Annotated in this window: 9 protein-coding genes and 1 pseudogene; 7 read left to right on the top strand and 3 right to left on the bottom strand. The window is 65.8% G+C overall.

From position 1 onward, the window contains the following. Positions 1-55 precede the first annotated feature (55 nt). The 5 genes and pseudogenes from CCUG20998_RS22670 (at position 56) to CCUG20998_RS22655 (ending at position 4694) form a co-directional block, all read left to right on the top strand. Positions 56-1765, top strand: a complete 1710-nt coding sequence (locus tag CCUG20998_RS22670) for a PE family protein (RefSeq protein ID WP_020729656.1) — start codon at positions 56-58, stop codon at positions 1763-1765. A gap of 118 nt (positions 1766-1883) precedes the next feature. Then, on the top strand, positions 1884-2945 hold the full coding sequence (locus CCUG20998_RS22665) for a PE family protein (protein ID WP_020729657.1): 1062 nt from the start codon (positions 1884-1886) through the stop codon (positions 2943-2945). A gap of 47 nt (positions 2946-2992) precedes the next feature. Further along, a pseudogene (locus tag CCUG20998_RS28755) lies at positions 2993-3229 on the top strand (DNA-formamidopyrimidine glycosylase family protein); the annotation flags it as partial. Positions 3230-3388: 159 nt separating this feature from the next. Beyond that, a complete protein-coding gene (locus CCUG20998_RS28750) occupies positions 3389-3856 on the top strand; it encodes a zinc finger domain-containing protein (RefSeq protein WP_172900628.1) in 468 nt (155 codons plus the stop codon). Positions 3857-3944: 88 nt separating this feature from the next. Continuing rightward, positions 3945-4694 (top strand): SDR family oxidoreductase, encoded by a 750-nt coding sequence (locus tag CCUG20998_RS22655; protein WP_012396107.1) that lies wholly within the window; start codon positions 3945-3947, stop codon positions 4692-4694. 99 nt (positions 4695-4793) lie between these two features. On the opposite strand, the gene pgi is transcribed toward CCUG20998_RS22655, so the two are convergent. The 3 genes from pgi to CCUG20998_RS22640 form a co-directional block, all read right to left on the bottom strand. Further along, the gene (pgi, locus tag CCUG20998_RS22650; protein WP_020729659.1) at positions 4794-6458 is read right to left on the bottom strand and encodes a glucose-6-phosphate isomerase; all 1665 of its coding nucleotides are present in this window, start codon (positions 6456-6458) and stop codon (positions 4794-4796) included. A 42-nt stretch (positions 6459-6500) separates the two neighbouring features. Continuing rightward, on the bottom strand, positions 6501-7472 hold the full coding sequence (locus CCUG20998_RS22645) for an esterase family protein (protein WP_012396105.1): 972 nt from the start codon (positions 7470-7472) through the stop codon (positions 6501-6503). Positions 7473-7534: 62 nt separating this feature from the next. Beyond that, the gene (locus tag CCUG20998_RS22640; protein ID WP_081651052.1) at positions 7535-7849 is read right to left on the bottom strand and encodes a chorismate mutase; all 315 of its coding nucleotides are present in this window, start codon (positions 7847-7849) and stop codon (positions 7535-7537) included. A 390-nt stretch (positions 7850-8239) separates the two neighbouring features. Here CCUG20998_RS22640 and CCUG20998_RS22635 point away from each other — a divergent pair, with 390 nt between their 5' ends. After that, a complete protein-coding gene (locus CCUG20998_RS22635) occupies positions 8240-10246 on the top strand; it encodes a PPE family protein (protein ID WP_020729661.1) in 2007 nt (668 codons plus the stop codon). An 80-nt stretch (positions 10247-10326) separates the two neighbouring features. After that, entirely contained in the window at positions 10327-12636 is a 2310-nt protein-coding gene (pcrA, locus tag CCUG20998_RS22630) for a DNA helicase PcrA (RefSeq protein ID WP_020729662.1), read from the top strand. Positions 12637-12705 lie beyond the last annotated feature (69 nt).

The raw sequence follows: 12705 nt of genomic DNA, 5'->3' as shown, positions 1-12705 counted from the left end.
GCCGCCCCATCCGGATCGCGATTGAAACCCTTGGTAGCCGTCAGAGGAGCCATCGATGTCTTACCTCTTCGCTGCGCCCGAGTTAGTTGCTTCTGCAGCAACGGATTTGGCGGGCATCGGTTCGTCGATCAACGCGGCCAGCGTTGCCGCGGCGGCACCGACGACGGGGGTACTGGCCGCCGGGGCGGATGAGATTTCTGCAGCCGTTGCGGGCATGTTCGCCGCACATGCGCAGGCCTATCAGGCCCTCAGCCAGCAGGCGGACACATTTCACGCACAGTTCGTGCAGCTGCTGAACTCCGGCGCTAGCGCCTACACCGGCGCCGAGGCGGCGAATGTGTCGCCGCTGCAACAAGCCCTTGACGCCGTTAATGCGCCGGTACAACAGCTGACCGGTCGGCCCCTGATCGGCGACGGCGCCGACGGGATCAACGGGACGGGGCAAAGCGGCGGCGATGGCGGCTGGCTACTCGGTAACGGCGGCAACGGCGGGTCCGGCGCGGCGGGGCAGGCCGGCGGGAACGGCGGGTCGGCCGGGCTGTTGGGCAACGGCGGTGCCGGCGGTGCCGGTGGCGCCGGTGCGTCCGGGGCCGCCGGCGACAGTGGCCTGACCGGCGGCAACGGGGGAATCGGGGGCGCGGGAGGATTTCTGTACGGCCTCGGCGGCAATGGCGGGATCGGTGGCCACGGCGGTGACGGCGGCGCGGCCATCGGAACCGGCACCGGCGGCGGCAATGGTGGTAACGGCGGCCTGGCCGGCGCGGGCGGACTGCTTTTCGGCAACGGTGGAGTTGGTGGTCAGGGAGGCGACGGTGGCGACGCCACCGGCGGCACCGCCACATTCAGTGGCGGCCTCGCGGGCTCGGGTGGCAACGGCGGCAATGGCGGTCAGAGCGGGTGGCTGTACGGCAATGGTGGGGACGGCGGAAACAGCGGTAGCGGTGGCACCTTCGAGAGCGCCGGGGGCTCCGTCCTCAGCGGCGCGCAAGGCGGTGGTTTCGCCGCCTCTGCCGGTAACGGCGGCAATTCCGGGCTGTTCGGCAACGGAGGCAGCGGCGGCAACGGCGGCAACGGCGGACTCGGCCAGTCCGCGAGCGGCGACGATAGCCAGGGCGGCATAGGTGGCGATGGCGCGCAGGGCGGCAACGGTGGCAAGGCGGGCTTCTTCTACGGCAACGGCGGCAATGGCGGCTTCGGCGGAAACGGCGCCAATGGCGGAGACAACTCCGGCACGTCATCTGCCGTCAACGGTGCCGGCGGCATGGGCGGCTGGGGCGGCGCAGGCGGCCAGGCGGGTCTGATCGGCAACGGCGGCACCGGGGGAGCCGGCGGCAGCGGTGGTGCCGGCGGGAGCGGCGGCACCGAAAACGGCGACGCCGGTCCCGGCGGGTTCGGCGGCGGTGGCGGCGACGCGCTGCTGTTCGGCAACGGCGGCAACGGCGGCAACGGCGGAAACACCGGGGCCCCCGGGACGCTCAGCGGGGGCGGCACCGGGACCGTGTACCTGACCAGCAATGGCGGCGACGGCGGTCAGGGAGGCATTTTCTTGGGCAACGGCGCCAACGGTGGTGCGGCCGGCAATGTGCCCGCCGGCTTCATGGCACCTTCGCTCAACGGTATCGGTGGTGACGGCGGCGACGCCTTCCTGATCGGCAACGGTGGCAACGGCGGTGCCGGTGCCGGCAGCGACCAGGGTGGCACCGGCGGCACCGGTGGAACGGGCGGATTGCTTTTGGGCCTGCCCGGGTTGGAGGGGCCCGCATAGCCCGCCACACACACGAGTATTTGCCGAGCCCGATGTCGGGCCCAGCCCGCAGCGTCTGACTCGGGCTGCAATGCGAAAAATCCCGCGGATATGTCGGGATCTCACAGGAGGTCTTTAAGTGTCCTTTCTCTACGCCGCACCCGATTTCGTGGCCGCTGCGGCCACCGATTTGGCCAGTATCGGTTCGTCGATCAATGCGGCCAGCGTTGCCGCGGCCGCGCCGACGACCGGGATACTGGCTGCCGGCAGCGACGAGGTGTCTACGGCCATTGCCGGAATGTTCGCCGCACACGCTCAGGCATATCAGGCGCTGAGCACCCAGGCGGACCTGTTTCACGCACAGTTCGTGCAGCTGCTGAACTCCGGCGCTAGCGCCTACACCGGCGCCGAGGCGGCAAATGCTTCCCCGCTGCAACCGGTACTGGACGCGGTGAATGCGCCGTCGCAGGCGCTGACCGGGCGTCCGCTGATCGGCAACGGCGCCGACGGCGCGGCGGGAACCGGGCAGAACGGCGGCGACGGCGGCTGGTTGATCGGCAGCGGCGGCAGGGGCGGTTCCGGCGGCGTCGGCCAGAAGGGCGGCAATGGCGGCTCCGCCGGCCTCTGGGGCAACGGCGGTAACGGAGGCCTCGGTGGTGAAGGTGTCCAGGGTGGACCGGGCCACCCCGGCCAGGCCGGCGGTAACGGCGGTAACGGTGGCAACGCCGGCTTGCTGCAAGGGGTTGCCGGAAACGGCGCGGCTGGAGGGTTGGGCGGCAACGGCGGCACGGTGGGTACGGGGCAGAGCACCAACGGCGGGGCCGGGGGCGATGGCGGTTCCGGCGGCTCCGCGGGGCTGTTCGGCGGCGGCGGTGCTGGGGCGCTCGGTGGCGACGGCGGAAATGGTGTGGGTAGCGACGGTCACGGTGGCGGCGCCGGTAGCGGTGGCGACGGCGGCAACGGAGGATTTTTCTACGGCGACGGTGGCAACGGTGCCGACGCCGGCAGCCCCGGCGCCGGTCAGTCGCCATTCGGCTCACTCGGCATCGCGGGCGAGGGTGATGGCGGCGATGGCGGGAATGCGTTTCTGATCGGCAACGGGGGCAACGGTGGTGCCGCGGCCGCATTCGGCTTCCCTGGTTTTGGCGGCAACGGTGGATTGCTATTCGGCAAGGCCGGGGCCGACGGTCCGGGTAGGTAACCTGGCGCGGATGGACACCCCGTTGCGACCATCGGCACACTGAACAGGTGCCCGAACTCCCGGAGATCGAAGCGCTGGTCGACCACCTGCGCCGGCACGCCGTCGGGACCACCATCGGCCGCGTCGATGTGGCCGCGCTATCGGTGCTGAAAACCTTCGACCCGCCGATCAATGCCCTGCACGGCCAGACCGTGACCGGTGCGGGCCGGTGGGGAAAACACCTGGGGGTGCAGGCGGGGCCGCTGTGGTTGATCGCGCACCTCTCGCGGGCGGGCTGGTTGCGCTGGTCGGACAAGCTGGTGGCGGCCCCATTGCGCCCAGGCAAAGGCCCGATCGCGTTGCGCGTCCATCTCGGCACCCCCGGGGTGGCACCCGGCTTCGATCTCACCGAAGCCGGGACCCAGAAGCGCCTGGCAGTCTGGCTGGTCGAGGATCCGCGGCAGGTGCCCGGCATCGCCACGCTCGGACCGGATGCGCTCGAACTCGGGCCCGAGGAGCTGGCCGGCGTCTTGGGCCCCCACACCGGCCGGATCAAGACGGTCATCACCGATCAGAAGGTGATCGCGGGCATCGGCAACGCCTACAGCGACGAAATTCTGCACGTCGCGAAGATCTCGCCGTTCGCCACGGCCGCAAAACTGTCCGAAGAACAACTTGCCGCCTTGCACGACGCGGTGGTCTCCGTTCTCACCGACGCGGTCAGCCGTTCCGTCGGCCAAGGCGCCGCCACGCTCAAAGGGGAGAAGCGTTCCGGCCTGCGGGTACACGCGCGCACCGGCCTGCCGTGCCCGGTGTGCGGGGACACCGTGCGAGAGGTTTCGTTTGCGGACAAGTCATTTCAATATTGCGCGACCTGCCAGACCGGCGGCAAAGTGCTGGCCGACCGGCGCATGTCGCGGCTGCTCAAGTAGTGGCGCTCGAGCATCGCGACGCTGCGCGGGGTAACCGCCCGTCGGCCCGACAACTCGACGCTGGGCGGGCAGCCGATATGCTGCGCGAATGACCCGCCAGAAAATTCTCATCACCGGCGCCAGTTCCGGGCTGGGTGCGGGCATGGCCCGCGCTTTCGCTGCCCGAGGCCGCGACCTAGCGTTGTGCGCGCGACGCACCGATCGTCTCGAAGAATTGAAAAGCGAACTCGCCCAAAAGCATCCAGAAATCACGATCGCGATAGCCGAGCTGGACGTCAACGACCACGACCAAGTGCCCAAGGTATTTGCCGAGTTGCGCGATGAACTGGGCGGCATCGATCGCGTCATCGTCAACGCCGGCATCGGCAAGGGTGCACCGTTGGGCTCGGGCAAACTGTGGGCGAACAAGGCGACGATCGAGACCAACCTGGTGGCGGCGCTGGTGCAGATCGAAACGGCGCTGGAGATGTTTCACAAGAGCGGTTCTGGCCACCTGGTGCTCATCTCCTCGGTGCTCGCCAGCAAGGGAGTGCCGGGCGTGAAAGCCGCCTACGCAGCGAGCAAAGCCGGCCTGAGCTCGTTGGGCGAGTCCTTGCGCGCCGAGTACGACAAGGGCCCGATCACCGTCTCGGTGATGGAACCGGGCTACATCGAGTCCGAGATGACGGCGAAATCGGGCAGCACAATGTTGATGGTGGACAACGAAACCGGTGTCAACGCGCTGGTCTCCGCCATTGAACGCGAACCTGGCCGGGCCGCGGTGCCCTGGTGGCCGTGGGCGCCGCTGGTGCAGTTGATGCGGGTGCTGCCGCCGCCGCTAGCCAAGAAGTTCGCCTAGCGCCTGCTCGCGCCCCTAGTGCCTAGGTGCGCGAGCGTGCGTGCCTGTGCGCGACACGCCGTTCGCTTGTGCACAATTGCGCACGCTCGCGCCACCGCTCTAGCCGGTGCGTCCGCGTTGGGTTCGGTATCGACGTACCAACGCGTCGGTGGAGCTGTCCGACTGCCGCTGCGGTGAGCCATCGCTGGTGATCACCGGAAGCAACGCCTTTGCCTGAGTCTTGCCCAGTTCCACGCCCCACTGATCGAACGAATCGATACCCCACACCACGCCTTCGGTGAACACCTGATGTTCGTAGAGGGCGATCAGCTGTCCCAACACCGACGGCGTAAGCCGGTTGGCCAGAATGGAAGTCGACGGCCGGTTGCCGGGCATCACCTTGTGCGGCACCACCGCGGCGGGGGTGCCCTCGGCTGCGATCTCCTCGGCGGTCTTGCCGAACGCCAGCACCTGGGTCTGGGCGAAGAAGTTGCTCATCAACAGGTCGTGCATGCTGCCGGTGCCCTCGACGGTCGGCAGGTCATCGATGGGCTGGCTGAAACCGATGAAGTCAGCCGGTACCAGCCGGGTGCCTTGATGCAGCAACTGGTAAAAGGCGTGTTGACCGTTGGTTCCTGGTTCGCCCCAATAGATTTCACCAGTATCGGCGGTGACCGCTGTACCGTCGGCGCGGGTCGATTTTCCGTTGGACTCCATGGTCAACTGCTGCAGATAGGCGGCGAATCGCGCCAGGTCATTGGAGTAGGGCAACACGGCGCGCGACTGCGCGCCCAGGAAGTTGGAGTACCAAAGCCCGATAAGCCCAAGCAGCGCAGGCGCGTTGGACTCTAGCGGAGCGGTCCTGAAATGCTCGTCGACGATGTGGAATCCGGATAGGAAGTCGGCGAAGGCCTCCCGGCCGATCGCGGCCATCACCGAGAGTCCGATCGCAGAGTCGACCGAATAGCGTCCACCGACCCAGTCCCAGAATCCGAACATATTGTCGGTGTTGATCCCGAAGTCGTCGACCAGACGCCGGTTGGTGGAGACCGCAACGAAGTGTTGCGACACCGCCGCATCGCCGAGTGTGTCGGTTAGCCAACGCCGTGCGGCGGTCGCGTTGGTCAGCGTCTCGAGAGTGGAAAACGTCTTCGACGCGACAATGAAAAGTGTTGTGGCCGGGTCCAAGTCGGCCAGCGTGGCGATGAGGTCGGCCGGGTCTACGTTGGAGACGAAACGGGCTGAAATCCCGGCGTCGGCGTAGTGGCGCAGCGCTTGGTAGACCATGACCGGGCCCAGATCTGATCCGCCGATGCCGATGTTGACGACGGTGCTGATTCGTTTCCCGGTGGCGCCGGTCCACTCCCCACTGCGCAACCGGTCGGTGAAGTCGCCCATCGCGTCGAGCACCGCGTGCACGTCCTCAACCACGTTGCGGCCATCCACGATCAACTCGGCGTCACGGGGCAGCCGCAGCGCCGTGTGCAGAACCGCCCGGTCCTCTGAGGTGTTGATGTGGGCACCCGCGAACATCTGGTCACGGTGTGCTTCCAGATTTGCCGTACGCGCCAGATCGACCAGCAAACTTATTGTGTCGCGAGTGATCCGGTGCTTGCTGTAGTCGATGTAGAGGTCGCCGACGGTGACCGTGAGATCGTGGCCGCGATTGGGATCGTCGGCGAAGATCTGCCGAAGGTGGGTTTCTCCGATCTGATCGTGATGCTTGCGCAGGGCTTCCCACGCCGGGGTGGCGGTGATGTCAGGGATTGATTGCTCGGAGGTCATGGTTCGACCCTAATGCGGTCGGGTTCGTGCTAATAGGGGCGTCTAGCCCGCGCCCAGCACACGTCGCAGATCCGGCAGCATGGCCTGCAACTGCGCGCCCCAGTACTGCCACGTGTGTAGCCCGTTGTCGGGAAAATTGAATACGCCGTTGTAGCCGCCGGCCGCTTTGTATTTGCTCTGGAATGCCTTGTTGCTCACTCGGGTGGCGTTTTCCAACAGACTGGCCCCGGGCTTGTCCCCGCCCAGTTCTGCCGAGGGGGTGCCGTTGCCGGAATAGACCCAGATGCGAGTGTTGTTGGCGACCAGCTTTGCGGCATTGACCGTCGGATCGTTTTGCGCCCATGCGGGATCCTCCGCAGGGCCCCACATGGCATCGGAGTGAAAGCCACCCGCACCCAGTTGCGCGACACTGACCAGCGACGGCCACTTGCCCGCGGACAAGTTCAGAAAGCCCGACATGGACGAGGCGTAGACGAAGTTGCTGGGGTGGCGGGCCGCCAGGATCAGCGACGCGGATCCGGCCATCGACGCGCCCACCACCGCGTTGGCCATCTGGCTGACGCCTTTGTTGTTCTCCAGCCAGGCGGGCAGTTCCTCGGTGAGGAACGTTTCCCACTTGTAGGTCCAGGTGCCGCCGTTGCCGACCGCCGGCCGGTACCAGTTGGAGTAGAAGCTGGCCATTCCACCCGTGGGCATCACGACGGACAATCCCGACTGATCGAACCAGTCGAACACCGGGGTGTTGATGTCCCAGCCGTTGTAGTCGTCGCGGGCGAGCATGCCGTCGAGCAAGTAGACCGCGTGTGGGCCGCCGCGCTGGAACTCCACCTTCACCTGGCGGTGCATCGCCGGCGACGGGACGGTCAGATACTCGATGGGTTGGCCGTGACGCGACCACGCGGAAGAGGTTGCCGAAGTCGAGGACAGCGCGACGAGCAGGACTAGCAGGGCGGCCGCGGACATCCACGTCAGACGGCGCGCCCGTGAAATCCCAGCCGGCTTTGCTGCATCCATTTCGGCGGAAATGTACCGCAGCATTGCCGCAATCTGCGGCAAAGAGCCGCGTTAGTGACCGTTTAGTGGCCGAGTCGACCTCTACCCAACCGCAAAAGCAGAATTGCCAGGTCCTTGCCCTCGGGTCCGAGCTCGCTGTAGCGCTCGATGACCTTCATCTCGCGGTTGTGCACCAGTCGGGTGCCGCCGGAGGCCATCCGAGCCTTGCCGATCGCCTGAGACACCTCGGCGCGCCGCCTGACCGCGGCCAGGATCTCGCGGTCCAACCGGTCGATCTCTTCGCGCAGCTCGTCAATGCTGGGGAGATCTTCGGTGTCGATTGTTTCGGTGTTCATTTCTAACTCCGCGTTCTCGTGAGGTGGGGGTTCTGGTCTCATCCGGCATCAGGCCTCACGCGAGAGACGAGCCCCGATCGCCGAAGCGGACCACGGGGCTCTGCGAAAGCAGCTACGCCTCGGGTACCGCTGGCGGGTACCCGTAGAAAAATCGACGCTGCGTGTTGAGCACCAGGAGAGTGTGCCATTAACCGCCGCACCTGCGCAAAAGGGGTATGGGACGTGAGCCCGGGGCGGCGGCCGAATCGCGCGCGGTTTGCGGCGATCACGCTTGCTGGGAACTGCCTGTGAATCATGGCCCGCTCGCTGTAAAGCGCACGGATGGCGGATCCAAGAGCTTGGATGTCCCTAGGCTCCGAAATCGCTGCGGCCGGGAGTCGGCGGCTCAGCCTCGAAGCCTGGCTAAGACCGCTTTTGGGAAGGGCTGCGGCAATGAACTTTTCGATTTTTCCTCCCGAGATCAACTCCCTGCGAATGTTTACCGGCGCCGGTTCTGCCCCGATGCTTCAGGCCGCGGCGGCGTGGGACGGCCTGGCCGGCGAGCTGGGGTCGGCGGCGGACTCGTTCGCAGCGGTGACCTCCGGGCTGGTCGGGCAGACGTGGCAGGGCCCGGCATCGGCGGCAATGGCGGCTGCGGTCGCGCCCTACACGAGTTGGCTCAGTGCGGCGGCGGCGCAGGCGGTCGGTGCGGCCGGTGCGGCCAAGATGGTGGCGAGCGCGTTCGAGGCGGCGCGGGCGGCGACGGTGGTGCCGGCCGCGGTGGCGGCCAATCGAAATGCGTTGGTGCAGATGGTGATGTCGAACATCTTCGGTCAAAACGCGCCGGCCATTGCGGCCGCCGAAGCCGCCTATGAGGAAATGTGGGCGCAGGACGTCGCGGCAATGTTCGGCTACCACTCGGGGGCGTCGGCGGTGGCGGCGGCGCTGTCACCGTGGGAGCAGCTGCTGCAGAATGTCCCTGCTCTGAGCCCGCTGGCGGCAATCGGCAACCTCGGCGCCGGGAATCTCGGATTCGGCAACACCGGAATCGCGAACCTGGGCAACGGGAACACGGGCAACCTCAACTTCGGCGGCGGCAACATCGGAAACTTCAACTTCGGCAGCGGAAACCGGGGCGGCAACGTCAACTTCGGCAACGGCAATAACGGCTTTTTCAATCTGGGCGGCGGGAACATCGGGTCGAACAACTTCGGTAGCGGTAACCGCGGAAACGGAAATATCGGCTTCGGGAACTACCAAAGTACCGGCGGCGCAAATATCGGCGGCGGGAACAGTGGCAGTGGGAACAAGGGATTCGGTAACACCGGAAACTACAACATCGGTAGCGGAAATTTCGGGAGTTTCAACTTTGGTGACGGGAACCGCGGCAGCAACAACTTCGGTTTCGGCAACACCAATAGCGGCAACGTGGGTTTCGGCAACCTGGGCGCCAACAACGTGGGCTTCGGAAACCTTGGCAGTGGCAACGTGGGCTTCGGAAACACCGGCAACAACAACTTTGGGATCGGCCTGAGCGGCAACGATCAGGTTGGCATCAACTTCAACGGACTCAATGGCGGAAGCGGAAACATCGGCTTGTTCAACTCGGGCAACAACAACGTCGGCTTCTTCAACTCCGGTGACGGAAACTGGGGCATCGGGAACTCGGGTGACACCAACACCGGCATTGGCAACTCCGGCAGTTTCAACACCGGGTTCGTCAACGCCGCCTCGCTCAACACCGGCATGGCGAACTCGGCCAACACCTGCTTGGGCTTCGGCAACTCCGGCGCCGGCGACGTCGGCTTCATGAACGCCGGTCACGACAATGTCGGGCTCGGCAACGCCGGCAGCTTCAACATGGGCTTCGGCAACGCGGGATCCGGAAACGTCGGCTATGAGAACGCCGGCGGCGCCAACGTGGGCTTCGGCAACTCGGGTTCGGACAACACCGGGTTCCTCAACTCGGGCAGCGTGAACACCGGGTTCCTCAACTCGGGCAGCACGAACACCGGCGCCGGCAATTCCGGTGAGGTCAATACCGGCTTCGGTATCGCAACCGACAGTGGTGCGACCAACTCCGGCTTCGGGAATACCGGCAGTGGAAACTCGGGGTTCAACAACGACGGCAACGACAACTCGGGCTTCCAGAACACCGGCACCTCGAGTGAGGGTTTCGGAAATGTGGGGAATAACCAGACGGGTTTCCAGAACACCGGCGGCACCAATACCGGCTTCTTCAACACGGGCACCAATGATGTGGGAGTCGGGAATTCGGCCAACCTCAACATCGGATTCTGGAATAGCACCGGGGCCGGAAACGTGGGCGTCATGAACACCGGCACGGACAACTCCGGTTTCATCCAGACCGGAACCGCTAACTCGGGCTTCGCCAACTCGGGCACCAGCAGCTCCGGCGGCCTCAACAAGGGCGACCAGCAATCGGGCTTCGGGAACTGACCCCGAATCCAGACGCTCGCCTGGGCGTTGGACCCCGTCGGCGCCAAGTCGTCGGCGGGCGGCGGTAAGTTTGGGCGGACATGACTGTTCAAGCGACCGATGCCGACCAACTGCTGGAAGGTCTCAACCCACAACAGCGCCAGGCCGTGGTGCACGAAGGCTCGCCGCTGCTGATTGTCGCGGGCGCGGGCTCGGGCAAGACGGCGGTGCTGACCAGGCGGATCGCCTACCTGATCGCGGCCCGCGGTGTTGGGGTCGGTCAGATCCTGGCCATCACCTTCACCAACAAGGCCGCCGCCGAGATGCGGGAACGGGTGGTGAGCCTGGTCGGCGGCCGGGCCAAGTACATGTGGGTGTCCACCTTCCACTCGACCTGCGTGCGCATCCTGCGCAACCAGGCGGCGCTGATCAAGGGCCTCAACTCGAACTTCTCGATCTATGACGCAGACGATTCACGGCGGCTGCTGCAGATGATCGGGCGCGATATGGGCTTGGACATCAAGCGATACTCGCCGCGCCTGCTGGCCAATGCCATCTCCAATCTGAAAAACGAATTGATCGACCCGGATCGGGCGGTGTCGGATCTGTCGGAGGATTCCGATGACTTGGCGCGCACCGTCGCATCGGTCTACGCGGAATATCAGCGCCGCCTGCGGGCCGCCAATGCGCTGGACTTTGACGATCTCATCGGCGAGACGGTGGGAATTCTGCAAGCTTTTCCCGACATCGCCGGGCACTATCGGCGCCGGTTTCGGCACGTTCTGGTCGACGAATACCAAGACACCAACCACGCGCAATACGTCCTGGTGCGGGAACTGGTTGGTCGCGGCAGCGACGACGAGCCCGGGGACGTGCCCCCGGCGCAGTTGTGCGTAGTCGGCGACGCCGATCAGTCGATCTATGCGTTTCGCGGCGCCACCATTCGCAACATCGAAGACTTCGAACGCGACTATCCCGATGCCACAACGATTCTGCTGGAACAGAATTACCGCTCGACACAGAACATCCTGTCGGCGGCCAACTCGGTGATCTCGCGCAACTCCGGACGTCGCGAGAAGCGGCTGTGGACCGATGCTGGCGCGGGGGAGTTGATCGTCGGCTACGTCGCCGACAACGAACACGACGAGGCGAGGTTCGTCGCCGAAGAGATCGACGCACTGGCCGAGCGTGACGAGATCACCTACAACGACGTCGCGGTCTTCTATCGCACCAACAATTCGTCGCGGTCGCTGGAAGAGGTGTTCATCCGCGCCGGCATTCCCTACAAGGTCGTCGGCGGCGTGCGCTTCTACGAGCGCAAGGAGATTCGCGACATCATCGCCTACCTGCGGGTGCTGGACAACCCCGGCGATGCGGTGAGCATGCGGCGCATCCTCAACACGCCGCGCCGCGGTATCGGCGATCGTGCCGAGGCCTGTGTGGCGGTGTACGCGGAGAACACCGGCGCCGGCTTCTCCGACGCTCTGGTGGCCGCCGCCGAGGGCAAGGTGCCGATGCTCAATAGCCGTGCGGAGAAGGCGATCGCGGGCTTTGTCGAGTTGCTCGAGGAGTTGCGAGGACGCCTCGACTCATCCGAGGCGGATCTCGGTGAGTTGGTGGAGGCGGTGCTGGAACGCACCGGATACCGCCGCGAACTGGAGTCCTCCACCGATCCGCAGGAGCTGGCCCGGCTGGACAACCTCAACGAACTCGTCAGCGTTGCCCACGAATTCAGCACCGACCTGGCAAATGCCGCCGAGCCCGAACCGGATGCCGAGGATGTGCCGGACACCGGCATGCTGGCGGCCTTTCTGGAACGGGTGTCGCTGGTCGCCGACACCGACGATATTCCCGAGCATGGCGCGGGCGTGGTCACCCTGATGACCCTGCACACCGCCAAAGGTCTGGAGTTCCCGGTGGTGTTCGTGACCGGGTGGGAGGACGGGATGTTCCCGCACATGCGGGCACTGGATGATCCGACCGAACTCTCCGAAGAACGGCGACTGGCCTACGTCGGGATCACCCGGGCCCGGCAACGGCTCTACCTGAGTAGGGCCATCGTCCGGTCTTCGTGGGGGCAGCCGATGCTCAACCCCGAATCCCGGTTCCTGCGGGAGATACCTCAGGAACTCCTCAACTGGCGCCGCCTTGCGCCCAAGCCGTCGTTCAGCGCGCCCGTGAGTGGAGCCGGCCGGTTTGGCACGGCGCGGTCGGCACCCGTCCGCACGAGCACGAGCAAGCGGCCGCTGTTGGTGTTGCAGCCCGGCGATCGCGTCACGCACGACAAGTACGGTCTGGGCCGCGTCGAGGAAGTATCCGGTGTCGGCGAATCGGCGATGTCGCTGATCGACTTCGGTAGTTCGGGACGGGTGAAGCTGATGCATAACCACGCCCCGGTCGCCAAGCTTTAGCGGCTACTCGCCGAACCTGAACTCGTTGCGAAAAAGTTGCGAAATCGTCGCAGTGAGAACACATTCGGC

The sequence above is a fragment of the Mycobacterium marinum genome, from assembly GCF_003391395.1.
In the GTDB taxonomy this organism is placed as follows: domain Bacteria; phylum Actinomycetota; class Actinomycetes; order Mycobacteriales; family Mycobacteriaceae; genus Mycobacterium; species Mycobacterium marinum.
The sequence above is the reverse complement of the archived record's forward strand: the minus strand, read 5'-3'. Positions and strand labels throughout refer to the sequence as shown.